Genomic DNA, 22,680 nt, shown 5'->3' on the forward strand with positions numbered 1-22,680 from the left:
AAAAGACCCAAGCAAATTCGCAGCGCCTTTGCAAGCGGGCGCGCAGTCCGCGGTGCCTGTTCACGGGTGAGAGTCCGTTACCGAATGCCGCCACGCAGCGAAATGATGTTGCGTCGCAATTGAATTGGGGGGCGGCCTGCGCTAACGGTTGCCGGGATGCAGACCTGCCGCCCTGGGCGCGGCGCGCGACCAGAGGGGACAGCACATGGCCGAGATCGAACGGGAATCGATGGATTACGATGTCGTCATCGTGGGCGCGGGGCCTTCTGGCCTGTCTGCGGCGATCCGGATAAAGGAACTGGCCCCCGATCTTGACGTTGTCGTCCTTGAAAAGGGCTCCGAGGTGGGGGCGCATATCTTGTCGGGCGCGGTGCTGGACCCGGTGGGGCTGAACGCGCTGTTTCCCGACTGGAAGGAACGCGGCGCCCCCGTCACCGTGCCTGTGCGCGAGGACAACTTCTATTTCCTGGGCGAGGCGGGGCAGATGCGTTTCCCCAACTGGCTGACGCCCCCGCTGATGTCGAACCACGGCAACTATATCGTCTCGATGGGCAATGTCTGCCGCTGGCTGGCCGAACAGGCCGAGGCGCTGGGCGTGGAGATCTTTCCGGGCATGGCCTGTTCGGACTTGGTCTGGGGCGAGGATGGCGCGGTCAAGGGCGTCATCGCGGGTGAATTCGGTCGCCAGCCCGACGGCACACCCGGACCCGGCTATGAGCCGGGGATGGAATTGCGCGGCAAGTATGTGTTCCTCGCCGAGGGCGTGCGCGGACACCTGTCAAAACAGGTGATCGCCAAATTCGGCCTGTCCGAGGGGCGCGATCCCCAGAAATTCGGCATCGGCATGAAAGAGGTCTGGGAAATCGACCCGGCCAAGCACCGCGAGGGCACCGTCACCCATACGATGGGCTGGCCGCTGAACGGCAACGGCGGCGGCGGGTCGTTCATCTATCACGCCGAGAACAACCAGGTGTTCATCGGCTTCGTGGTGCATCTCAACTATGAGAACCCGCACCTTTATCCTTACATGGAATTCCAGCGGTTCAAGCATCACCCGATCGTCGCCGACCTGCTGGAGGGCGGCAAGCGCGTGGCCTATGGCGCGCGGGCAATTTCCGAGGGCGGCTATCAGTCGATCCCGCAGGCGGCCTTTCCGGGCGGGGTGCTGCTGGGCTGTTCAGCGGGGCTGGTGAACGTGCCGCGGATCAAGGGCAACCACAACGCGATGATGTCCGGGATCGAGGCCGCCAAGGCCGCCGTGACCGCGATCAAGGGCGGGCGCGCGGGCGATGTGCTGGAGGATTACGACACCGCCCTGCACGCTGGCGAGATTGCCAGGGACCTGAAACGGGTGCGCAACGTCAAGCCGCTTTGGTCCCATTACGGCGCGGCGCTGGCCACGGCGCTTGGGGGCTTTGACATGTGGGTGGCCAACCTGACGGGGTGGAACCCTCTGGGCACCCTGCACCACGAAAAGACCGATGCCGCCCATACCGGCAAGGCAGCCGATTACGCGCCGATCGATTACCCCAAACCGGACGGCAAGCTCAGCTTCGACCGGCTGACCAACGTGGCGTTTTCCTTTACCAATCACGAGGAAAGCCAGCCCTGTCACCTGCGACTGACCGACCCGGACATGCCGGTTGAGGTGAACTTGCCCGAATATGCCGAACCGGCCCAGCGCTACTGCCCTGCCGGCGTCTACGAGGTGGTGCAAAAAGACGGCAAGCCCGAATTCGTCATCAATTTCCAGAACTGCGTGCATTGCAAGACCTGCGACATCAAGGATCCCAGCCAGAACATCACCTGGGTCGCGCCACAGGGGGGCGACGGGCCGAATTACCCCAACATGTAACATCCGCGCGATGACCCCGGGCTTTGCCGAGGTCCCACGGGGCAGTGCATTGCCTTGGGTGCGCGCCCGCTCTACCTTGCCTTAAAATCAAGGGAGTGTTGTATTGGCTGCAATCTTTCCGCGCCTCTCCGGGGGGGTTGCCCTCGGTCTGGCCCTCGTTCTCGTGACGCCAACGGCCAGGGCGCAGGACGGTGCGGCCGGGGCTTATCTTGCGGCACGCCATGCAAGCCTGCAAAGCGATTACCGTGCCGCGGCAACCTATTACGACCGGGCCCTGGTCAATGATCCGACCAATATCCGGTTGATGGACAATGCTCTGATGGCCCATGTCGGGCTGGGCGAGATCGACGCCGCCATCCCCCTGGCGCGACGACTGGAAAGCGCGGGCGCGCGCAGCCAGCTCGCGACTCTCGTGCTGATTGCCGACCAGATGAAGCGGGCCGATTATGCCGCCGCGCTTGCCGACCTTGAGGCCGGGCGCAATGCCGGGCCGCTGGTGAGCGGTCTGATCGAGGCCTGGGCAAGGTTCGGGCAGGGCCGCATGTCAGATGCGCTGGACCGCTTCGACAGCGCCGCGCAGGCCACCGGTCTGCGCTCTTTCGGGCTTTACCACAAGGCCCTGGCCCTCGCCGCGGTCGGCGATTTCGAAGGCGCCGACGCGATCTTTTCCGGCGATGCGGGCGGTCCGCTGCGCGCCACGAGGCGGGGTGTGCTGGCCCATGCCCAGGTTCTCAGCCAGCTTGAGCGGAATGCCGACGCGATCGAGTTGGTCGAAAATGTCTTTGGGCCAGAGGCAGATCCGGGCGTGGCCGACCTGCTGTCGCGGTTGCGCGAGGGCCTCGCGCTATCTTTCGACACCATCAACGGCGCGGCGCAAGGCGCTGCTGAGGTCTTTTATACCGTGGCCAGCGCCCTGGAGGGGGACGCGATGGACAGCTACACGCTGGTCTATGCCCGCCTGGCCGAATACCTCGCGCCGGACCAGTCCGATTTCAAACTGCTCTCCGCGGCCCTGCTCGAGGCCCAGGGCCGCGATGAACTGGCAATCGCGGCCTATGCCGAGGTGCCTCGCGACGATCCGGCCTTTTATGCCGCCGAGCTGGGCCGGGCCGGTGCGCTGCGCCAGGCCGGCGATACCGAGACCGCGATCGAGGTATTGCAGGGTCTTTCGCGCATCTATCCCGACATGGCCGTGGTTCACATGACGCTGGGCGATACACTGCGCGGCCAGGAACGCTACAAGGATGCGCTGGCCGCCTATGACCGGGCGATCGCCGCCCTGGGCGAGGCGGAACAGGCGCATTGGGTAGCCTATTACGCCCGCGGCGTCAGCCATGAGAGGCTGGACATGTGGGCCAAGGCAGAGGCCGATCTTCGCAAGGCGCTGGAACTGGAGCCGGGCCAGCCCCAGGTGCTGAATTACCTGGGCTATTCCTTCGTCGAGATGAAAAGCAATCTCGACGAGGCGCTCGCGATGATCGAACGCGCTGCCGCGGCACGGCCCGATGACGGTTACATCGTCGACAGCCTGGGCTGGGTGCTTTACCGGCTGGGCCGCTATGACGAGGCGGTCGAACCCATGGAACGCGCCGCCGCCCTGATGCCGCTCGACCCGGTCGTCAACGACCACTTGGGCGACGTACTCTGGGCCGTCGGCCGCCGGCTCGAGGCAGAGTTCCAATGGCGCCGCGCCTTGTCCTTCGGTCCCGAGGATGACGAGGCCGAACGCATACGCCGCAAGCTTGAGATCGGGCTCGACAAGGTGCTGCAACAAGAGGGGGCACAGCCCCTGGAGAGACGCCAATGACGATCCGGGTCTTTGCGCCGGCCAAGATCAACCTGACCCTGCACGTGACCGGCCAGCGGCCGGACGGCTACCACCTGCTCGACAGCCTCGTGATCTTCGCCGATGCGGGCGACCGGCTGACGTTCCGGCCCGCCGCCGATCTGTCGCTGACCGTGACCGGCCCGCGGGCCGAGGGCGTGCCGACCGATGGGCGCAACCTGGTGCTGAAGGCCGCCGCCCTGTTCGAGGGCGAACAGGGCGCCGCGATCACCCTGGACAAGCACTTGCCGGCTGCCGCCGGCATCGGCGGCGGCTCCTCCGACGCGGCGGCCGCGCTGCGGGGGCTTTCGGCGCTCTGGCACCAGCCCCTGCCCGACCCCGATGCGGTTCTGTCGCTCGGGGCGGATGTGCCGGTCTGCCTGCATCCGCGCGCCATGCGTATGCGCGGCGTCGGCGAAGACATCCTCCCCGGTCCCGTGCTGCCCGACCGGATGGGCATCCTGCTGGTCAATCCGGGCGTCGAGGTCTCCACCCCCGCCGTTTTCAAGGCTCTGAGTCGCAAGGAAAATCCGTCCATGCCGCACCCGCCGGGCTGGTCCAGTGCGGCGGTCATGGCCCATTGGCTTGCAGAACAGCGCAACGATCTCGAACCTCCCGCGCGCCGTCTGGCCCCGGTGATCCGCGAGGTGCTGGATGCCATCGCCGCGACCGAGGGCTGTCTTCTGGCCCGGATGTCGGGCTCGGGCGCCACCTGCTTCGGCCTCTATGACAGCCGCGCCGAGGCCGAGGCCGCCGCGCGGATCATCGCCCCCGCCGCGCCCCATTGGTGGGTCCAGGCCGCAAGCCCCTACAGCACCGGCTAGGGCGCAGCCCGCTCCTTCTTCTTGGTCAAAATACCCATGGCGCGGCGCGTCCATCCCGCGCCGCCCGGGGGCAAGGGCGAGGGGCCTCAGCTGATCCGCGCAACAACGTAATCGGCCAGATCGTGCAGCATGCCGCGGATCTCGTGCTCGGGCAGATGGGTCAGCGCCTCTTTCGCCCGGTTCGCCCAGGCCAGCGCCTCGTCCCGCGTGGCGTCGATCGCCCCGTGCTTGGCCATCAGGCCCAGTGCATGTTCCAGGTCGCCCTCGCGCTGGTCGCCCTTCTCGATCGTGCGGGTCCAGAACGCGCGCTCCTCGGCATCGGCTTTCGCCACCGTCTTGATGATCGGCAGGGTCAGCTTCCGCTCCCGGAAATCGTCGCCGATATTCTTGCCGGTCTTGGCCGCGTCGCCGCTGACATCCAGCAGGTCGTCCACGATCTGAAAGCTCACGCCCAACGCGTCGCCATAGGTATGCAGCGCGCGCTGCTGTTCCTCGGGCATGGCCGCGATCACGCCGCCGACCTCGGTCGCGGCGGCGAACAGCGCCGCGGTCTTGCCGCGCACGACCTTCAGATAGATCTCTTCGGTGGTCGACAGGTCGCGCGCCGCGGTCAGTTGCAGAACCTCGCCCTCGGCGATCACGGCCGCCGCGTTCGACAGGATGTCCAGCACCTGCAAATTGCCCGGCGCCACCATCAGTTGAAACGACCGCGCGAACAGGTAATCGCCCACCAGAACGCTGGACTTGTTGTCCCACAGACGGTTCGCGGTCGGTCGCCCGCGGCGTTGGCCGCTTTCGTCCACCACGTCGTCATGCAACAGAGTCGCGGTATGGATGAATTCCACCGTTGCGGCCAGGTAGACGTGATACGGGCCGTCATAGCCACACATCCGCGCCGCCGCGATGGTCAACAGCGGACGCAGCCTTTTGCCGCCCGCCCCGACCAGGTGGGCGGCCACTTGGTCGATGCGCGGGGCATAATCCGACGTCATCCGCGCCCGGATCAGCGTATCCACCTCGCCCATCTCGCCCGCCAGAAGGGCGCTCAGACGTTCATGCGGTTTCCTGATTGCGTCATCCAAGCCCATCACGGCCCCGTCAGCTTGCTCGACAAAAGGCCCGATCTGCCCTTAAGTCGCGGTCATGAAAGAACTCATTCGCACCAATGACCCGACGCTTGTCGCATTCGTATCGGCGCTGCTTCAGGGCGAGGAGATAGACTGCTTTCCGGTGGATGTCCACATGAGCGTGCTGGAAGGATCAATAGGCGTTTTGCCGCGCCGTGTGCTGGTGGCGGATCGCGACCTGTTTCGCGCGCGCGCGATCCTGCGAGACAATGGCGTAGAGGTCAGTGGCGAGTGGTAGGAGACGGCATGCGCGTGGATGCGTTCCTGGGCGGGCGGCTGCGCATTGCGCAGCCCGCCACCGGCTATCGCGCCGGGATCGATGCGGTTTTGTTGGCCGCGGCGGTGCCCGCCGGTGCTGGCGAGCGGGTGCTTGAACTGGGCTGCGGCGCGGGCGTGGCCAGTCTTTGCCTGGGGGCCCGCGTTCCGGGACTGGTGCAGACAGGGGTCGAATTGCAGGAAGGCTATGCCGCGCTGGCCCGGCGCAATGCCGCGGCCAACGGTATCGCGCTGGAGGTGGTCACGGCCGATCTGTGTGCCTTGCCCGACGGGCTTCGCAGCCGGGCCTTCGATCATGTCCTGGCCAACCCGCCCTATTTCCAACGCGCCCGCGGGTCCGCCGCCGCCGATCCGGGCCGCGAGGTGGCGCTTGGCGAGGCGACGCCGCTATCGCTGTGGATCGAGATCGCGGCCCGGCGGCTTTTGCCCGGTGGACGGCTGACGATGATCCAGAGGGCCGAACGCTTGCCCGACATGCTGGCTGCGCTGGGACACCGGCTCGGTAGCGCAGAGGTGCTGCCGCTTGCCCCCCGTGCTGGCCGAATGGCCAAGCTGGTGTTGCTTCGGGCGCGAAAAGGCGGACGCGCCCCCTTTCGCCTGCATGCACCCTTGGTCCTGCATGACGGTGACCGGCATGAAGTTGACGGCGATGACTACACTCCTGCCTTGACGGCGGTCCTGCGGGAGGGGCGGGCGATTTCGTGGCCGACTTGACAATTACGGCTAAGTACGAATTGGCGAAATTCAAGAGCGTGACACGACTCGAATTTCATGCTGGACTGTAACGGTAGGACGACAATCCAGGAGAGGAGCACCGGCCATGACAATGAGTTCGCACCTGCAGGAACTCCGCAAGAAACATCAGGCTCTCTCGCAGCAGGTCGAGGAGGCCCAACGCCTGCCCGCGACCGACCGGCTCCGGGTCGCCGAACTCAAGAAACGCAAGCTGCGCATCAAGGAGCAGATCGAACGCCTGTCTCAGGCCTGATTGTCCTTGTGCGGGCGCTGGCCCGCGCGGCCAGCGCGGCGCCACCCGTAATCAGAATGGCGGCAGAGAAAAGCATCGGCGTGGGGGCAGCGATCCCCGCGCCCACTAGGATCAGTGTCGACAACAGTGGTGCGGCGTAGCTGGCCGTCCCGAGAAGCTGGATATCGCCGCGTTTCACCCCGATATCCCAGACGTAAAAGGCCAGCCCCACCGGGCCAAGCCCGAGCCCCAGGACGCTGAGCCAGCCCGGCAGGTCGTCCGGCCAGGATGTTTCCTCGAACGTGAGGTGCAATGGCAGGGATAGCAGGGCGGTTGCAAGGCAGAAGATGGCGACGCTTGCCGTAGGGGTGCTGCCCAGCCGGCGCGAGATCACCGAATAGCTGGACCAGGTCAGCGCGCATAGCAATGCCAACCCGTAGCCTGGCAGAGCCTCGCCGTCGAAGCCCGATCCGCCCCGCGCCACGATCATCGCCGCCCCGGCAAACCCCAAGCCCGCGCCCAGAACATGCCCCGCCCGCAGCCGCTCTCCTGGAAGCAGCCCGGAGAAAATCACGATCAGCAATGGCCAGAGATATGCGATCAACCCGGCCTCTGCCGCGGGGGCGAGCCGCAGCGCGGAGAAATAGAGCAGATGATAGCCGAAAAGGCTCGCCGTACCAAAGGCGTAGACCCTGAACGGCACCGCCCGGAGCAGCCGCCCCTCGCCAGATACCAGAACCCAGGCAAGGCCGATCGCCCCGCCGATGGCAAAACAGATCGCGTTCAGTTGCAGGGGCGGCACCGGGGCCGAGCCCACGGTGAAAAGTGCCAGAAGCGCCCAGAGCAGGACGGCGGAAAACCCGATCGCCGTGGCGCGGGGACGAGTCATGGCGCAGCCCATGGCAGACCGGCATACCCTGCCCAGGGTGTGCTGTTGCATGGCCGCTGTGGGATCATGGGTATTTTTGCCAAGAAGAAGGGGCGGGGTAGGCGTCCGAGGGGCGGCCGCGCGGGCCGCCCCCAAGGATCACCTGTCGCGTGGTCACACGAAGAACTGGCCGCCATTGGCAGTGATGGTCGAGCCGTTGATGAAGGTTGCGTCGTCGTCGGCAAGGAAGACCACGCAGCGAGCGATTTCCTCGGGTTCGCCCAGGCGACCGGTCGGGATCTGGGCAATGATGGAGTCGCGCACCTTTTCGGGCACCGCCATCACCATTTCGGTTGCGATATAGCCGGGGCAGATCGCATTTGCGGTGATGCCGAAGCGCGCGCCCTCCTGGGCCAGGGATTTGACGATTCCCAGGTCGCCGGCCTTGGTCGCGGCATAGTTGACCTGTCCGAACTGGCCCTTTTGCCCGTTGATCGAACTGATGACGATGACGCGGCCGAACTTGCGCTCGCGCATGCCGGGCCAGACCGGGTGGACGGTGTTGAACACGCCGGTGAGGTTGGTATCGATCACCTCGTGCCACTGTTCGGGGGTCATCTTGTGGAACGGCGCATCGCGGGTGATGCCTGCATTGGCCACGACCACGTCGATCGGGCCCAGCTCGGCCTCGACCTGGGCGATGCCAGCCTTGGACGCCTCGTAGTCGGCCGCGTTCCACTTGTAGGTCTTGATGCCGGTCTCGTTGGTGAAGGCCGTCGCCTTTTCATCGTTGCCGGCATAGGTGGCGGCGACGGTATACCCTGCCTCTTTCAGTGCCTTGGATATCGCCGCGCCGATGCCGCGGCTGCCGCCGGTGACGAGTGCAACTCTTGCCATGATTCCTCCGGGTAACAAAATTGCGTGTTGGTAATGCAGTTACGGCAAAGGGTTCGGGCGCGCAACAATATTGCGCGCCCTTTTTTTGCGTTCACGGCCGTTCCAGGCACATGGCCACGCCCATGCCGCCGCCGATGCACAGCGTTGCCAGGCCCTTTTTAGCCTCGCGACGCTTCATCTCGAACAGGAGGGTGTTGAGTACGCGCGCGCCGCTGGCGCCGATCGGGTGGCCGATGGCGATGGCGCCGCCGTTCACGTTCACGATCTCGGGGTTCCAGCCCATGTCCTTGTTGACCGCGCAGGCCTGTGCGGCGAAGGCCTCGTTGGCCTCGACGAGGTCCAGGTCCTCGGCTTTCCAGCCGGCCTTTTCCAGGGCCTTGCGCGAGGCCGGGATCGGGCCGGTGCCCATGATCGAGGGGTCGAGGCCGGCGGTGGCGTAGGACGCGATCCGGGCCAGCGGTTCCAGGCCGCGCTTTTCGGCCTCTTCGGCGCTCATGACAAGGACGCCGGCGGCGCCGTCATTGATGCCGCTGGCATTGCCCGCGGTGACCGAGCCGTCCTTGGCGAAGGCCGGGCGTAGTTTCTGCATGCCTTCCAGCGTGGCGCCATGGCGGATGTATTCGTCATTCTCGACGATCGTTTCGCCCTTGCGGTGGGTGACGGTGACCGGGACGATCTCGTCCTTGAAGCGGCCATCCTTTTGCGCGGCCTCGGCCTTGTTCTGACTGGCGAGCGCGAAGGCGTCCTGTTCCTCGCGGCTGATCTGCCACTGGTCGGCGACGTTTTCGGCGGTCTGGCCCATGTGATACCCGTTGAAGGCGTCCCACAGCCCGTCCTTGATCATCGTGTCGATGAATTTCATGTCGCCCATCTTGTGGCCGGCCCGCAGATGCGCGACGTGGGGGCTGAGCGTCATGTTTTCCTGACCGCCCGCGGCAATGATGGCGGCATCGCCCAGTTGGATATGCTGGGCGGCCAGTGCCACCGCGCGCAGGCCCGATCCGCAGACCTGGTTGATCGACCAGGCGGCCGATTCGATGGGCAGGCCCGCATTGATATGGGCCTGGCGGGCGGGATTCTGCCCCTGGCCCGCAGTCAGGACCTGGCCGAGGATGGTTTCCGATATCTCGGACTTTTCGATGCCAGCGCGGGCGACCAGCGCCTCAAGCATCACGCGGCCCAGCTCATGGGCGGGAACGGTCGCGAACGCGCCGCCGAAACTGCCGACGGGCGTGCGTGCGGCCGAAACAATAACGACATTGGTCATGGGTCAGGTCCTTCTCCCCGGGTTCGTTTGCGGCGCACTATAGGGATGCAGTCGCAGAAATGCACCCCTCTCGCGCGGGGGTCATCATATTGACACGGAAGGGCCCGGCGGGCCTGCCGCGACGCGGCATGGCCGGGTCAGGCCAGGCGTTGCCCGGCGCGTTCGCGCCAGGGCGGCACCAGGGATGGCGCGCCGAAGGCATAGCCCTGCATGCAGTCGATCCCTGCGGCCGCCAACCACGCGGCCTCGTGGGCCGTTTCCACGTTCTCGGCCACGGTGAACATGTCGAATTGCTGTGCGATCGAGATCAGCGCCGCGGTCAATACCTGGTTGTCGGGGCTTTCGGCGATGCCTCGGATGAACTGACCGTCGATCTTGATCAGGTCGAAATAGAATTCCCGCAAGTATCTAAAGGCGGTGTAGCCTGCGCCGAAATCGTCCAGTGCAAAGGCGATGCCGCGGCTTTGCAGATCGCGCATGAAAACCGTGACGAGGTCGGGCATCACCATGGCCGAGCTTTCGGTGATTTCGAGAATCAACCGCTCGGCGATCCGGGGGTCCTGGGCCAGGCCGGCGTTCAGCGTGGCGGTCCAGCGCGGATAACCGATCGACCGTGCCGACATGTTGATCGACAGCCGCAGCCCCGCGGACTCCGACAGCGCGTTCAGCCCCATTTCAAGGGCCAGGCAATCCAGTTGCCGCCCCATTTCGGTGGTTTCGACCGTTTCGATGAAATCTCGGGCCGGTATCACCCGGCCGCCGGGGTCAAGCACGCGGATCAGCCCTTCGTAAAAGGCGACCTGGCCCTGGGGGACGGCCTGGACAACCGGTTGAAAGGCGAGCACAACATCCCGCGCGTGCAGGGCGCGGCGTACCATGTCCAGCGTTTCACGGTCACGCTGGAGCAGGGCTGTAGATAGCGGGCTGTCCTGCGCCGCGTCCGGTCTGTGTCTGGGGTCGATCTTGCCTTTGGGCATGGCCATTCTCCGCTCCGTTCGGGACCAGATGACCGGCGCCGGGTTAAAGGGCGATGAATGGAAAAATTTGCAAGGAATTTGTTCCGCTCTCAGTAATAGCTCAGCGAGGAAAGTGCCACCTCGGCATGGTGGTCGCGCCCGTAGGCGGCAATGCCAAGGCTGTTGACCCGGCCCGGCTCCGGTTGCGGCCGCTGGAAGCCGCCGGAGGGTTTGAAGGCGCTGAGGGGGATGCGGATTTCGCGCCAGTCGGCGGTGGTTTCGAACGGGGCCTGGTAGAATTGCCACGGCATCTTGATACCCGACATCCGCAGGTGGACGAAATAGCGCTGGCCGTTGCCGCGTACCCGAAGGATCAGCCCCTCGGCCTCTGCTGGCAGCCGGATGTCGCGCCGCATCTGGATAAAGCCACCGCGATTCGCTGTGCTGACATCTCCGGTCAGTCGCAAAAAACCTGTCCCGCCCTCCTCGGCATAGGCGGACAAACCCTGAGAGACGCCGCCCATCACCCGGTCACTGAGAAAGGACCAGGCCGGGGCTGTGGTGCGGGTGATCGGGTCGAGCACGGTATCGGCCATGGACGGTCCTGCCAGAAATAGCGCCACGAGGGCGGCGGCGGCCCTCATCGGGGTGTGATCAGCGCAGAGACGATCGCCTTGGCGCTGTCGCTGTCCCATTCGGCGTCGCCCTGCATCCGGGCGATTTCCCGGCCCTCGGGGTCCAGGATCACCGTGACCGGCAGGCCCATCACGCCCATTTGCCGTGCAAGTGCGGAGTCGGGGTCGCGCAGGCGGGGCAAGTCCCTGACCCCCAGATCGTCGAACATACGCGTGACTTGCGTCATGTTCCCGCGCCCCGTGGCCACGGTCACCACCGCGAAATCCGCGCCGCCCATCTGGGCCTGCAATCGATCGAGCGATGGCATTTCGGCTCGGCAGGGCGGACACCAGGGCGCCCAGAAATTCAGCACCACCCACTTGCCCCGGTAATCCACAAGGCTTCGGGTTGCGCCCGTGGCATCGACAAGCGCGGCCTTGGGCACGGGATGCGCCTCTTCGTGGAAGGTCAGCTTTTTCATGTCGTCCTCGCGCAACGCCTCAAGTGCGGCGATATCGACGGCATGGGCGGTGTTTGCACCCAGACACAGGGCCGTGTAGAGGACGATCGACCGGACAAGACGCATGTTTCCCTCCGAAGGGCCAGTTCTCATGACCAAGGACCAATCCAACGCGATGTGGGGCGGACGGTTCGCCGCCGGACCCGATGCGATCATGGAGGCGATAAACGCCTCTATCGGGTTCGACAAGCGGCTTGCCGCCCAGGACATCGCCGGTTCGCGCGCCCACGCCGCCATGTTGGCCGCACGGGGCATCATCAGCGATACCGATGCAAAGGCGATCCGGGAAGGGCTGCTCACGGTCTTGTCAGAGATCGAGGGCGGAACATTCGCCTTTTCCACGGCTCTCGAAGACATCCACATGAACGTCGAGGCCAGGCTGAAAGAGGTCATCGGCGACCCGGCGGGCCGGCTGCACACGGCGCGGTCGCGCAACGACCAGGTGGCGACCGATTTCCGGCTGTGGGTGCGCGACCAGATCGACGCCGCGGTGGGGGGGATCGAGGCGCTGATCCGCGCGCTGCTGGCGCAGGCCGAGGCGGGCGCAGGCTGGGTGATGCCCGGTTTCACCCACCTGCAAACGGCGCAGCCGGTAACCTGGGGCCATCACATGATGGCCTATGTCGAGATGTTCGCCCGCGACATGGGCCGGTTCGCGGACGCCCGCGTGCGGATGAACGAATGTCCCCTTGGCGCCGCGGCGCTGGCGGGCACGTCCTTTCCGATCGACCGGCACATGACCGCCGAGGCGCTGGGCTTTGACCGGCCCATGGCCAATAGCCTTGATGCCGTGTCCGACCGCGACTTCGCGCTGGAATTCCTGGGCGCGGCTTCGATCTGCGCCATGCACCTGTCGCGTTTCGCCGAGGAACTGGTGATCTGGTCCTCGGCGCAGTTCCGGTTCGTGACTCTGAGCGACCGGTTCTCGACCGGCTCTTCCATCATGCCGCAGAAAAAGAACCCCGATGCCGCCGAACTGATCCGGGCCAAGATCGGCCGCATCTTCGGGGCCAATGTCGCGCTGATGACGGTGATGAAGGGGCTGCCGCTGGCCTATTCCAAGGACATGCAGGAGGACAAGGAGCAGGTCTTCGATGCCGCCGACAACCTGATGCTGGCGCTTGCCGCGATGGAGGGAATGGTGCGTGACATGACCGCCAACCGTCCCGCGCTGGAGGCCGCCGCCGCCAGCGGCTTTTCCACCGCCACCGACCTTGCCGACTGGCTGGTGCGGGTGTTGGGAATGCCGTTCCGGCAAGCGCATCATGTCACTGGCACACTGGTCGCGCTGGCCGAACAAAAGGGCTGTGACCTGCCCGAGCTGTCCCTGGCAGAGATGCAGACGGTGCATTCGGACATCCGGGTCGAGGTGTTCGACGTATTGGGTGTGCACAATTCGGTCGCGAGTCGCATAAGCTATGGCGGTACCGCGCCCGAGCAGGTGCGGGCACAGGTCGCGCGCTGGAGGGAACAACTGGGATGAAACCGCTTGCCGCTCTCGGCTTTTTGGCGCTGGCCGCATGTGGCACGGCGCATGGCTCGGCCCAGGTTGCGCCTGCGGCTGCGCGGGCAGAGGTTGGCGCGGGCGCGGTGACGCTTGCGGGCGGTAGTTCGGGTGCCTCGGCGGCGGTCCGCGTGATCGACGCTCCGGCCGCCGATCTGAGGCTGGGTACGAACGGGGCCGCGATCAGCCTCGCCCCGGAGGGGGGGCCGGTTCGGCTGGTTCTCGGTAGCGGGGGGCTTGGCATTGGGTTCTAGGCGAACGACCGCCCGCGCCGTGCTGTTGTCATTGCTTGTTGCACTGGCGGGATGCGGGGCAGATGGCTTGCCGGAAAGGCCGCAGGGCGCGCTGAGCGTTTCGGGCAGTGTCGAGTTCGGGATCGAGGGAGGAAACCGCTGATGTCGCCTTTGCGCCGCATCTACCTGGGCCTTGCCATATGGGGGGCCATTCATCCGATGTATTATTTCATGAAATGGCTTGTCGCCAATGACTGGGACTGGGGCGGCATGATCGACGCGTGGTATGTCAATGACAGTGCCACCGGCCTGACCTGGGACCTGACCATCGCGGCGATCACCCTGACTGTCTGGATCGTGGCCGAAACCTGGGTCCGCAAGAACTGGCTGGCGCTCTTGGCGATCCCGGCAACCTTCGGGATCGGTCTGTCCTGCGGCCTGCCGCTTTACCTGTTCCTTCGCACGCGTCCGGCCGCCTGATGGATCATTTCCTGTATCGCAACGGCATCCTTCATGCCGAGGACGTTCCCCTGCCCGAGATCGCGGCCGAGGTCGGAACGCCCTTCTACTGCTACTCGGTCGCCACGCTGACCCGCCATTTCCGCCTGTTCGACGAGGCGCTGGCAGGCACCGATCACCTGGTCTGCTACGCGGTCAAGGCGAACTCCAACCAGGCGATCCTGAAGTTGATGGGCGATCTGGGCGCGGGCGTCGACGTGGTTTCGGGCGGGGAATACCGCCGGGCGCGGGCCGCCGGCATCCCGGGCGAGCGGGTGGTGTTTTCCGGCGTCGGCAAGACACAGGACGAGATGCGGCTGGCGCTGGAGGGCGGCATCCGACAGTTCAACGTCGAATCGGAACCCGAGATGGCCGCGCTGAACGAGGTGGCCCTGTCGCTGGGCGTCGTGGCGCCGATTGCCGTGCGGGTGAACCCCGATGTCGATGCCCAGACCCATGAAAAGATCGCCACCGGCAAATCGGAAAACAAGTTCGGCATCCCCATCGCGCGTGCGCGCGAGGTCTATGCCCGCGCCGCAACCCTGACGGGGCTGCGCGTTGTCGGCATCGACGTTCATATCGGTAGCCAGCTGACCGCGCTGGAACCTTTCGAGGCGGCCTATACCAAGCTGGGCGAACTGGCGCGCGTGCTGCGGGCCGACGGGCATGATATCCGTCGGCTGGACCTCGGCGGCGGGCTGGGTATTCCCTATGACCAGCGCTCGAATGCGCGTCCGCCCCTGCCGGTGGAATATGGCCACATGATCCGGCGCGTGCTGGGCGATCTGGGCTGCGAGATCGAGATAGAGCCGGGCCGCCTGATCGCGGGCAATGCCGGTATCCTGGTCAGCAGGGTGATCTACGTGAAAGAGGGCGAGGGGCGCAATTTCCTGATCCTCGACGCGGCGATGAACGACCTGGTGCGCCCGGCGATGTATGCCGCCCATCACGATATCGTCCCGCTGGTCCAGCCCGCGCCAGAAACCCCTGAAACCCCCTTCGATATTGTCGGCCCGGTCTGCGAAACCGGCGATACCTTTGCCAAAAGCCGGATGATGCCGCCCGTGGGCGCGGGCGATCTGGTCGCTTTCCGATCGGCCGGGGCCTATGGCGCAGTGATGGCATCGGAGTATAACACCAGGCCGCTGGTGCCCGAGGTGCTGGTCAGCGGCGATCACGTCGCCGTCATCCGCGGCAGGCCTTCCTTTGACGAGATCATAAACCGAGATACCATTCCCGAATGGCTGTGACGGGCAAGCCGCCCGTCCCGCCCACGGGAACGGGAGCATGACCGACACCACGCCGACGCGCGACGCCGCCCTGAAGGCGCTGCGATGGCCGCTTGGGCTGACGCGGGCGGGCATGGTGGCCGAGCGCCTGACGCAAGCTTTCTGGCCGCTCGCGAGCATCGTTCTGGGGCTGTGCGCGGCGGCGTTCCTGGGGTTGCACGAGCAGGTATCGGCCGGTGCGCGTTGGGGCATTCTGGCTGTTGCGGGCCTTGGGTTGCTATGGGCGCTTGCCCATGGGCTGCGCGTCTTTCGCTTGCCCGGGCGGGCCGAGGCGCGGGATCGGCTGGACCGCACCTTGCCCGGCCGTCCCATTGCCGCGCTGTCGGATCGACAGGTTATCGGGGCTGCCGATCCGGCCTCGCAGGCGGTCTGGCGCGCGCATCTGTCCCGCATGGCCGACCGGGCCCGCGCCGCGCGCGCGGTCGGGCCAGATCTGCGTGTTTCGGAGCGCGATCCTTATGCGTTGCGCTATGTTGCCCTTACCTTTTTCGTCGTGGCGCTGGTCTTTGGCTCGGTCTGGCGCGTGGCCACGGTTGGACAGATGGCAGGCCCGGGTGCTGCGCTTGCCACGGGCCCATCATGGGAGGGCTGGGTGGAACCGCCCGCCTACACCGCCAAACCGGCCCTCTATCTGAACGACATCACCGGCCCGACCCTGACCGTGCCCGAGGGCAGCCGGGTGACCCTGCGCCTTTATGGCGAGGTCGGCGTGCTGGATCTGCGCGAAACCGTGTCGGCCCGCGATCCCGATGCGCCGCCGCCCGAGGGTGCGGTTGCGATGGCGCAAAGCTTTGACGTGACGCGCCCCGGCGAGTTGGCCATCGACGGGCCCGGCGGGCGCAGCTGGCAGGTGGTCCTGATCCCCGACACCGCGCCCCGCATCGCGCTGGACGGTCCGCTGCGGGTCGAGGCCAATGGCGAGATGGGCCAACCCTTTGCCGCGCGCGACGATTATGGCGTGGTTGGCGGGCGCGCGACCTTCCGGCTGGATCTGGATGCGGTTGCGCGCGACCACGGTCTGGCCGCCGCGCCCGACCCGCGTGAGGCGCTGGTGCTGGACCTGCCGATGACGATCACCGGCGACCGGCGCGATTTCTCCGAAACCCTGGTGGAAAACCTGTCGCAGCATCCCTGGGCGGGCCTGCCGGTGACGCTGGTGCTGGAGGCCGAGGATGCGCAGGGCCAGACCGGCCAGAGCGCTGCCGAAGAGATGCGCCTGCCGGGGCGGCGTTTCTTCGATCCGCTGGCCAAGGCGATCGTGGAACAGCGCCGCGACCTGCTGTGGGCGCGCGACAACGGGCGCCGTGTGGCGCAGGTCCTGCGCGCGATCAGCACCGATCCGGGCGATCTGTTCCGCGACGAGGGCGCCTATCTGCAATTGCGCGTCGCCATCCGCCGGCTGGAGGCGGGCGTGGCGGATGGGCTGACCGCCGAGACGCAGAAGGAGATCGCGCAGGCGCTGTGGGACATCGCCCTGCTGATCGAGGAGGGCGACCTGTCGGATGCCGCCGAACGGCTGCGCCGCGCCCAGGAACGGCTGGCCGAGGCGATGCGCAACGGGGCCACCCAGGAAGAAATCGCCGAGCTGATGCAGGAATTGCGCGAGGCGATGCAGGACTACATGCGCCAGCTGGCCCAGCAGCAGCAACAGGACGGCCAGCAGCAGGCGCAGAACCAGGAGGACATGCAGGAGATCACCGGCGACCAGCTGCAACAGATGCTGGACCGGTTGCAGCAATTGATGGAAGAAGGTCGGATGGCCGAGGCGCAGCAGCTTTTACAGATGCTGCAACAGATGATGGAAAACATGCAGGTCACCCAAGGCCAGGGCGGACAGCAAAGCCCCGGCCAGCAGGCGATGGAAGGGCTGGCCGAAACCCTGCGCGACCAGCAGGGGCTGAGCGACGAGTCGTTCCAGCGCCTGCAGGATCAGTTCAATCCGGGACAGCAGGGGCAACAAGGCCAACAAGGGCAGCAGGGACAACAGGGCCAGCAAGGTCAGGGTCAGCAGGGCCAGGGCCAACAGGGCCAGCAATTCGGTCAGGGACAGGGTCAGGGCGACGGTCAACAGCCTGGCGCCGGCGGCCGCCCCGACGATCTGGGCCAGGAACTGGCCGATCGCCAGCGCGCCCTGCGCCGCGAGCTGGAGCGCCAGCAGCAGGGTCTGCCCGGCCTTGGCAATTCCCCCGAGGGCGAGGCCGCGCGCGAGGCGCTGGACCGTGCCGGCCGCGCCATGGGCGAAGCCGAGGAATCGCTGCGTGAGGACGATCTGGCCGGCGCGCTGGACGACCAGGCCGAGGCGATGGAGGCCCTGCGCGAGGGGCTGCGCAACCTGGGCGAGGCGCTGGCCCAGAACCAGCAGCAACAGAACCAGCAGGGCCAGAACATGGGCCGCGCCGATGGCGGTGGCGACCGCCGCGACCCGTTGGGCCGCGAGCGCGGCAATGTCGGGCGGCTGGGCACGGATGATCAGTTGTTGCAGGGCGAGGACGTCTATCGCCGGGCTGGTGACCTTCTGGACGAGATCCGACGCCGGTCTGGTGAACAGGACCGTCCCGAGATCGAACTTGATTACCTGCGCCGCCTTCTCGACCGGTTCTGACCCGATCAGGGATCAGCCGCCCAGGCCGTTCAACTTGTCGGTCAGCACCTGCATCGCGCCGGGTATCGCGGTATTGGCCCAGATCCTCCAGGCGTCGACCGCGGCGACATAGCCTTGCATTGCCTCGCCCAGAACGGGGTGGATGCCGCCGATCGACGGCGCAAAGGCGTAAAGCCCCACCAGCATCGCCGCAACCATCACCACGATTGCAAATCCGCGGCGAAATCCGCGCCTCGCGGCCATGTCCTCCGGTTCTTCTTCGGCGCGCGGGGCGGCCTTGCGAGCGGTGGCCGGATCGAGGGTCGAATTGATCTGTTCTATATCCGGGAGCAGGTCGCGCCGCGCGCCCGCGGGTTCCTTGACATCTTCGGGGGCGACACCGCGCAGGCGCGCGATCCGTTCCTGTTGCCGCGAAAGATCGGCGCCGGCGGGTTCAAGGCCTAGCTCTGGCTGGCTTTCGACCGGATCGGCGGTGCCGGCGGCCGCGCGCGCGCGGTGCTCCAGCTCTGCTTCCTGTCGCAGTATATCGGCCAGCGCGGGGTCCAGCTCGCGCCGTTGCGGTGCGGGGGCTGGGTTTTCGTGTGCGGCGAGAGTTTCCTCGGTGGGCGGGTCATCGGAACTCTTTGCGGCTGCCATGGCGGCCTCAAGAGGGTCGGCCGGCCCCGCGTCGTCGAGTGCGCCGCCGGGCTGTTCGAACCAGGTCTGGCCGCAATTGGAACATTGCACGTCGCGCCCCTCGGGGGGGATGACCGCGTCATCCACCTCGTACTGGGCGTCACAGTTTGGACAGGTCAGTCGCATCACGTTCCTCGCCCGATCCTCCACCTGGCCGTGCCGCGGCCTGTTTTGCGCGCCATGTTGTAACACCCGGAGGCAGAATTCAAAGACTTTGAGGACGCATGCGATTGAAACCGGTGCGGGGCTCGGGCATTACAAGAGCCGGCACAAAGGCGGAGCGTGGCGTGATCGAGCTGGACAACGTGTCCCACAGCTATGGCGACGGCGATCTTCTGTCGAACGTGTCGCTGACGCTGGCGCCGGGCGCCTTTCATTTCCTCACCGGCCCGTCCGGGGCTGGCAAGACCACGTTTCTGAAAATCTGCTATGCCGAGCTTTTGCCCAGCGCGGGCGGGGTGCGGTTGTTCGGGGGCGACCTGCGCAGGATGGATCGCGATCAGGTTGCGCGCACCCGGCGCCGTATCGGGGTCGTGCATCAGGATTGCCGGTTTCTCGACCATTTGCCGCTGATTGACAACATCGCGCTGCCGCTGCTGGCCGCGGGACTCGACCCGGTCTCGGAGAGGGATAACATCGACGAGCTTTTGAACTGGGTCGGCCTGCGCGCCCGTGCCGGTGCCCTGCCGCCCGAGTTGTCGGGCGGCGAACGTCAGCGTGCCGCGCTGGCACGTGCGGTGATCATGGCCCCCGATGTCATCCTTGCCGATGAACCGACGGGTAACGTGGATTGGGACATGTCCCTTCGCATCCTGCAATTACTCATCGAACTGAACCGGATGGGAAAGACGATCCTGATCGCCACCCATGACCTGCACCTGATCCGTTCCGCCAAGCCCCTGGTCGCGGCGCGGGTGTTGCGTATAAAGGACCGCCAGTTGCACCTCGCCGGGGCCGACCTGTGAACGGGGCGCGCCGCATCGTGCGATTGCTGCGGGGCGACCCGCGCGCGGGGCAGGTCGTACCGCCCTCGGGCTTTACCGCGCGGCTGACACAGTTCACCTCTGGTGCCATGGCGTTCCTCGCGGTCTTCGCGATGGCGCTGTCCTTTTCGGCCGGTCACCTGGCCGAGCGATGGTCGCAGGCGCTGGCACGCACCGCGACGGTGCGCATTTCGGCCCCCGAGGGCCAGATGGAGGCACAGACCATCGCGGTTCTTGAGGTTCTGCGCACCACCCCCGGCGTGGCCTCGGCCCGTCCCATGTCCCTGGACGAACAGCGCGCGCTTCTTGAACCGTGGTTCGGGCCGGATCTTCCTGTTGAGACGTTGCCATTGCCGCGCATGGTGGAACTGACCGAAACCGCAGAAGGGGTGGACGCCGAGGCGCTGCGCCTGCGTCTGGCGGGCGAGGCACCGGGAGCGGTCCTGGACGATCACACCCGCTGGCGTCGCCCGCTGGTGCGCGCGGCCGACCGGTTGCGCGGTCTTGGGTGGTTGTCGATCGGCCTGATCGGGGCGGCAATGGCGGCGATGATCACGCTGGCGGCCAATTCCGCGCTGGCCGCGAATGCCCAGGTGATCGAGGTGCTTCGCCTGATCGGCGCGCGCGACAGTTTCATCGCGCGCGCCTTCGTGCGCCGCTTTACGCGCCGCGCGCTGGAAGGTGCGGCGATCGGCACGGCGCTGGCGATGCTGGCGGTGGCCTTCTTGCCGGGCGAGGGGGATGACGGGTTCCTGAGCGGGCTGGGATTTCGGGGTTGGGACTGGCTTTGGCCGCTTGCATTGCCGCCGCTGGCCGCCTTCGTGGCGTTCTGGGCGACGCGCTTTGCGGCGTTCCGGGTTCTCAAGGGGGTGACGTGATGCGTTACGCGCTGCAATATCTGCGCTCGCTGGCCTTTGTGGGGCAGATGTACCTGGCGATGCCTGTTTTCGCCGTGTTGTTCACGCTTCCGGCGATGATGTCGCGCAAGTGGGCATTTCACGCGATCCATGCCTATTGCCACTGGGTGCGCTGGAGCGCGCGGTGGATGATCGGCTTGCGCTCGGAAATCCGGGGAACACCGCCCGCGAGCGAGGTGCTGATCGCCTCCAAGCACCAGTCGTTCTTTGATATCATCATGTTGGTCAGTGTCACGCCACGGCCGAGATTCATCATGAAGAAGTCGTTGAAATGGGCGCCTATCCTTGGCTGGTACGCGATGCGCATCGGCTGTGTGCCGGTTGACCGGGGCAAGCGCGGTCAGGCGATCCGGCAGATGGTAGAGGGCGTGGCCCAGGGGCGGCAGGCGCCGGGCCAATTGATCATCTATCCCCAGGGAACGCGCGTTGCGCCGGGGGCAAGCCGGCCCTACAAGATCGGGACCGGGGTTCTTTATGACCAGTTCGGGCATGATTGCGTGCCCGCCGCCACCAATGTCGGTGTGTTTTGGCCCCGCACGGGCATTTACCGCAGGCCGGGGCTGGCGGTGGTCGAGTTCCTGCCGGTGATCCCGGCGGGCAAACCAGTCGATGCCTTCATGGCAGAGCTTGAGGCCACGATAGAGGCCGCGTCGGACAGGTTGATGGGCGAGGCCGGGTTCGATGCGCCGGCCGCCCGCGCGGGGCAGGTGTCGCGATAGCGGCGAAACCGGATATATTTTCTTACCAAAATCATTGCGCAGGGGGTGGCGGCCACGCTATCCCTTGGCGACCCGAGTCCCCAGGAGCGCAGTTCCCATGTCCGATCAGAACCCCGTCTTCATCCCCGGCCCGACCAATATCCCCGAGGTGATCCGCAAGGCCTGCGACATCCCCACGATGGACCATCGCTCGGCCGCCTTTGCCCCGCTTTACGATCGGGCGCGCTCGGGGGTGGCGAAGGTGCTGAACCTTGGCGAGGGGGGCGAGGTGGTGCTGTTCCCGGCCACCGGAACGGGCGGCTGGGAGGCCGCGGTAACCAATACCCTGTCGCCCGGTGACAGGGTGCTTGCCGCGCGCCACGGCATGTTCTCGCAGAAATGGATCGACCTGTGCCAGCGCCATGGGCTGGACGTTCAGGTGATCGAGGCGCCCTGGGGGGCGGGTGTGCCGGTCGAGGCATTTGCGCAGGCGCTGGCCGCCGATACGGGGCACGCGATCAAGGCTGTGTTGGTCACCCATAACGAAACGGCCACCGGCGTCACCTCGGATGTTGGCGCGGTGCGGGCGGCGCTTGACGCGGCCGGGCACCCGGCATTGTTGATGGTCGACGGGGTCAGTTCCATCGCCTCGATCCCGTTTCGTATGTCCGAATGGGGTGTGGACGTGGCCGTTGCAGGGTCGCAGAAAGGTTTCATGCTGCCGCCCGGCCTGGCGATCGTTGGGCTGAGCGCCAAGGCGCTGGCCACGATCCAGAACGCCGGGTTGGCGCGCTGTTTCTTCGATATTCGCGACATGCTCTCGGGTATCTATCCCTATACGCCGCCCGTGGCGTTGATCAATGGTCTGGCCGCGTCGACGGATCTGCTGTTGGGCGAGGGCATGCCGGCCGTTGCAGCCCGCCACCACCGCATCGCCGAAGGTGTGCGCCGGGCGGTGGCCGCCTGGGGCCTGGCCCCTTGCGCACAATCGCCCGACTTGTATTCCGACACGGTGACCGCGATCGTGGTCCCCGAAGGCGTGGATGGCAACGCGCTGGTGGCCCATGCGGCGCGTGCCTATGGCGTGGCCTTCGGTGCCGGGCTGGGCGCGGTCGCGGGCAAGGTGTTCCGCATCGGTCATCTCGGCATGATGACCGACGTTATGGCGCTGGCCGGTCTGGCCACGGCGGAAATGGCCATGGCCGATATCGGTATCGAGATCGTTCCGGGCAGTGGCGTGGCCGCAGCGCAGGGCTGGTATCGCGAAAGCCGCGCCGGCTGAGT

General features: G+C 66.3%; 23 protein-coding genes. 15 read left to right on the top strand and 8 right to left on the bottom strand.

The genetic code is table 11. From position 1 onward, the window contains the following. Positions 1-205: 205 nt before the first annotated feature. The 3 genes from EV663_RS00090 to EV663_RS00100 all read left to right on the top strand — a co-directional run bounded on the left by EV663_RS00090 (position 206) and on the right by EV663_RS00100 (position 4,504). The gene (locus tag EV663_RS00090) at positions 206-1,855 is read left to right on the top strand and encodes an electron transfer flavoprotein-ubiquinone oxidoreductase (RefSeq protein ID WP_132949738.1); all 1,650 of its coding nucleotides are present in this window, start codon (positions 206-208) and stop codon (positions 1,853-1,855) included. A 103-nt stretch (positions 1,856-1,958) separates the two neighbouring features. Beyond that, positions 1,959-3,662 (top strand): tetratricopeptide repeat protein, encoded by a 1,704-nt coding sequence (locus EV663_RS00095; RefSeq protein ID WP_243697830.1) that lies wholly within the window; start codon positions 1,959-1,961, stop codon positions 3,660-3,662. Then, positions 3,659-4,504, top strand: a complete 846-nt coding sequence (locus EV663_RS00100; protein WP_132949739.1) for a 4-(cytidine 5'-diphospho)-2-C-methyl-D-erythritol kinase — start codon at positions 3,659-3,661, stop codon at positions 4,502-4,504. The genes EV663_RS00095 and EV663_RS00100 overlap by 4 nt, the downstream gene beginning before the upstream one ends. A gap of 86 nt (positions 4,505-4,590) precedes the next feature. Here EV663_RS00100 and EV663_RS00105 read toward each other — a convergent pair whose 3' ends face one another. After that, positions 4,591-5,592 carry a polyprenyl synthetase family protein gene (locus EV663_RS00105; RefSeq protein ID WP_132949740.1) on the bottom strand — a complete coding sequence of 334 codons (1,002 nt, stop codon included), beginning with the start codon at positions 5,590-5,592 and terminating at the stop codon, positions 4,591-4,593. A 55-nt stretch (positions 5,593-5,647) separates the two neighbouring features. Between EV663_RS00105 and EV663_RS00110 the strand changes: the two genes are divergently transcribed. From EV663_RS00110 to EV663_RS00120, 3 genes are all read left to right on the top strand, one after another. After that, positions 5,648-5,869, top strand: a complete 222-nt coding sequence (locus EV663_RS00110) for a putative signal transducing protein (protein ID WP_132949741.1) — start codon at positions 5,648-5,650, stop codon at positions 5,867-5,869. An 8-nt stretch (positions 5,870-5,877) separates the two neighbouring features. After that, entirely contained in the window at positions 5,878-6,621 is a 744-nt protein-coding gene (locus tag EV663_RS00115) for a tRNA1(Val) (adenine(37)-N6)-methyltransferase (protein ID WP_132949742.1), read from the top strand. Positions 6,622-6,727: 106 nt separating this feature from the next. Further along, the gene (locus tag EV663_RS00120) at positions 6,728-6,895 is read left to right on the top strand and encodes a YdcH family protein (RefSeq protein WP_132949743.1); all 168 of its coding nucleotides are present in this window, start codon (positions 6,728-6,730) and stop codon (positions 6,893-6,895) included. On the opposite strand, the gene yddG is transcribed toward EV663_RS00120, so the two are convergent. From yddG to EV663_RS00150, 6 genes are all read right to left on the bottom strand, one after another. Continuing rightward, a complete protein-coding gene (gene yddG, locus EV663_RS00125; protein WP_132949744.1) occupies positions 6,861-7,763 on the bottom strand; it encodes an aromatic amino acid exporter YddG in 903 nt (300 codons plus the stop codon). The two genes, EV663_RS00120 and yddG, sit on opposite strands and share 35 nt — an antisense overlap. Before the next feature lie 153 nt (positions 7,764-7,916). Then, a complete protein-coding gene (gene phbB, locus EV663_RS00130) occupies positions 7,917-8,639 on the bottom strand; it encodes an acetoacetyl-CoA reductase (protein WP_132949745.1) in 723 nt (240 codons plus the stop codon). A gap of 91 nt (positions 8,640-8,730) precedes the next feature. Beyond that, entirely contained in the window at positions 8,731-9,906 is a 1,176-nt protein-coding gene (locus EV663_RS00135) for an acetyl-CoA C-acetyltransferase (protein WP_132949746.1), read from the bottom strand. Positions 9,907-10,043: 137 nt separating this feature from the next. Continuing rightward, positions 10,044-10,883 carry an EAL domain-containing protein gene (locus EV663_RS00140; protein WP_425057109.1) on the bottom strand — a complete coding sequence of 280 codons (840 nt, stop codon included), beginning with the start codon at positions 10,881-10,883 and terminating at the stop codon, positions 10,044-10,046. A gap of 89 nt (positions 10,884-10,972) precedes the next feature. Next, positions 10,973-11,458: a CIA30 family protein gene (locus EV663_RS00145; RefSeq protein ID WP_243697831.1), complete on the bottom strand. Its 486-nt coding sequence runs from the start codon at positions 11,456-11,458 to the stop codon at positions 10,973-10,975. 44 nt (positions 11,459-11,502) lie between these two features. Next, positions 11,503-12,063: a TlpA family protein disulfide reductase gene (locus tag EV663_RS00150; RefSeq protein WP_132949748.1), complete on the bottom strand. Its 561-nt coding sequence runs from the start codon at positions 12,061-12,063 to the stop codon at positions 11,503-11,505. 25 nt (positions 12,064-12,088) lie between these two features. Here EV663_RS00150 and argH point away from each other — a divergent pair, with 25 nt between their 5' ends. The 5 genes from argH (at position 12,089) to EV663_RS00175 (ending at position 18,123) form a co-directional block, all read left to right on the top strand. Continuing rightward, positions 12,089-13,480, top strand: a complete 1,392-nt coding sequence (gene argH, locus EV663_RS00155) for an argininosuccinate lyase (protein ID WP_132949749.1) — start codon at positions 12,089-12,091, stop codon at positions 13,478-13,480. Then, positions 13,477-13,755 (top strand): hypothetical protein, encoded by a 279-nt coding sequence (locus tag EV663_RS00160; RefSeq protein ID WP_132949750.1) that lies wholly within the window; start codon positions 13,477-13,479, stop codon positions 13,753-13,755. Before argH ends, EV663_RS00160 begins: the two co-directional genes overlap by 4 nt. A gap of 141 nt (positions 13,756-13,896) precedes the next feature. Next, complete coding sequence (locus EV663_RS00165) at positions 13,897-14,214, top strand: DUF2834 domain-containing protein (RefSeq protein ID WP_132949751.1); 318 nt, start codon at positions 13,897-13,899, stop codon at positions 14,212-14,214. After that, positions 14,214-15,482 (top strand): diaminopimelate decarboxylase, encoded by a 1,269-nt coding sequence (gene lysA / locus EV663_RS00170; protein ID WP_132949752.1) that lies wholly within the window; start codon positions 14,214-14,216, stop codon positions 15,480-15,482. The genes EV663_RS00165 and lysA overlap by 1 nt, the downstream gene beginning before the upstream one ends. A 37-nt stretch (positions 15,483-15,519) precedes the next feature. Next, positions 15,520-18,123: a TIGR02302 family protein gene (locus tag EV663_RS00175; protein ID WP_132949753.1), complete on the top strand. Its 2,604-nt coding sequence runs from the start codon at positions 15,520-15,522 to the stop codon at positions 18,121-18,123. A 12-nt stretch (positions 18,124-18,135) separates the two neighbouring features. On the opposite strand, the gene EV663_RS00180 is transcribed toward EV663_RS00175, so the two are convergent. Continuing rightward, positions 18,136-18,924, bottom strand: coding sequence for a zinc-ribbon domain-containing protein (locus EV663_RS00180; RefSeq protein WP_132949754.1), 789 nt, complete (start codon positions 18,922-18,924; stop codon positions 18,136-18,138). 161 nt (positions 18,925-19,085) lie between these two features. Between EV663_RS00180 and EV663_RS00185 the strand changes: the two genes are divergently transcribed. From EV663_RS00185 to bhcA, 4 genes are all read left to right on the top strand, one after another. Then, a complete protein-coding gene (locus tag EV663_RS00185; RefSeq protein ID WP_132949755.1) occupies positions 19,086-19,763 on the top strand; it encodes a cell division ATP-binding protein FtsE in 678 nt (225 codons plus the stop codon). Then, positions 19,760-20,659 (top strand): cell division protein FtsX, encoded by a 900-nt coding sequence (locus EV663_RS00190; RefSeq protein WP_132949756.1) that lies wholly within the window; start codon positions 19,760-19,762, stop codon positions 20,657-20,659. Before EV663_RS00185 ends, EV663_RS00190 begins: the two co-directional genes overlap by 4 nt. Further along, a complete protein-coding gene (locus EV663_RS00195) occupies positions 20,659-21,417 on the top strand; it encodes a lysophospholipid acyltransferase family protein (RefSeq protein ID WP_132949757.1) in 759 nt (252 codons plus the stop codon). The genes EV663_RS00190 and EV663_RS00195 overlap by 1 nt, the downstream gene beginning before the upstream one ends. A 97-nt stretch (positions 21,418-21,514) precedes the next feature. Further along, positions 21,515-22,678, top strand: coding sequence for an L-aspartate--glyoxylate aminotransferase BhcA (gene bhcA / locus EV663_RS00200; RefSeq protein ID WP_132949758.1), 1,164 nt, complete (start codon positions 21,515-21,517; stop codon positions 22,676-22,678). Positions 22,679-22,680 lie beyond the last annotated feature (2 nt).

Origin of the sequence: Rhodovulum bhavnagarense (assembly GCF_004343505.1) — a bacterium.
GTDB lineage: Bacteria > Pseudomonadota > Alphaproteobacteria > Rhodobacterales > Rhodobacteraceae > Rhodovulum > Rhodovulum bhavnagarense.

Bases quoted from the DNA above. Each gene is read 5' to 3' on its own strand.
- EV663_RS00140 (WP_425057109.1), bottom strand. From the start codon at position 10,883: ATGCCCAAAGGCAAGATCGACCCCAGACACAGACCGGACGCGGCGCAG.
- EV663_RS00165 (WP_132949751.1), top strand. From the start codon at position 13,897: ATGTCGCCTTTGCGCCGCATCTACCTGGGCCTTGCCATATGGGGGGCC.
- EV663_RS00175 (WP_132949753.1), top strand. From the start codon at position 15,520: ATGACCGACACCACGCCGACGCGCGACGCCGCCCTGAAGGCGCTGCGA.
- EV663_RS00105 (WP_132949740.1), bottom strand. From the start codon at position 5,592: ATGGGCTTGGATGACGCAATCAGGAAACCGCATGAACGTCTGAGCGCC.
- EV663_RS00135 (WP_132949746.1), bottom strand. From the start codon at position 9,906: ATGACCAATGTCGTTATTGTTTCGGCCGCACGCACGCCCGTCGGCAGT.
- EV663_RS00160 (WP_132949750.1), top strand. From the start codon at position 13,477: ATGAAACCGCTTGCCGCTCTCGGCTTTTTGGCGCTGGCCGCATGTGGC.
- EV663_RS00100 (WP_132949739.1), top strand. From the start codon at position 3,659: ATGACGATCCGGGTCTTTGCGCCGGCCAAGATCAACCTGACCCTGCAC.
- EV663_RS00180 (WP_132949754.1), bottom strand. From the start codon at position 18,924: ATGCGACTGACCTGTCCAAACTGTGACGCCCAGTACGAGGTGGATGAC.
- yddG (WP_132949744.1), bottom strand. From the start codon at position 7,763: ATGACTCGTCCCCGCGCCACGGCGATCGGGTTTTCCGCCGTCCTGCTC.
- bhcA (WP_132949758.1), top strand. From the start codon at position 21,515: ATGTCCGATCAGAACCCCGTCTTCATCCCCGGCCCGACCAATATCCCC.
- lysA (WP_132949752.1), top strand. From the start codon at position 14,214: ATGGATCATTTCCTGTATCGCAACGGCATCCTTCATGCCGAGGACGTT.
- EV663_RS00110 (WP_132949741.1), top strand. From the start codon at position 5,648: ATGAAAGAACTCATTCGCACCAATGACCCGACGCTTGTCGCATTCGTA.
- EV663_RS00145 (WP_243697831.1), bottom strand. From the start codon at position 11,458: ATGGCCGATACCGTGCTCGACCCGATCACCCGCACCACAGCCCCGGCC.
- EV663_RS00150 (WP_132949748.1), bottom strand. From the start codon at position 12,063: ATGCGTCTTGTCCGGTCGATCGTCCTCTACACGGCCCTGTGTCTGGGT.
- EV663_RS00120 (WP_132949743.1), top strand. From the start codon at position 6,728: ATGACAATGAGTTCGCACCTGCAGGAACTCCGCAAGAAACATCAGGCT.
- phbB (WP_132949745.1), bottom strand. From the start codon at position 8,639: ATGGCAAGAGTTGCACTCGTCACCGGCGGCAGCCGCGGCATCGGCGCG.
- EV663_RS00090 (WP_132949738.1), top strand. From the start codon at position 206: ATGGCCGAGATCGAACGGGAATCGATGGATTACGATGTCGTCATCGTG.
- EV663_RS00115 (WP_132949742.1), top strand. From the start codon at position 5,878: ATGCGCGTGGATGCGTTCCTGGGCGGGCGGCTGCGCATTGCGCAGCCC.
- EV663_RS00195 (WP_132949757.1), top strand. From the start codon at position 20,659: ATGCGTTACGCGCTGCAATATCTGCGCTCGCTGGCCTTTGTGGGGCAG.
- argH (WP_132949749.1), top strand. From the start codon at position 12,089: ATGACCAAGGACCAATCCAACGCGATGTGGGGCGGACGGTTCGCCGCC.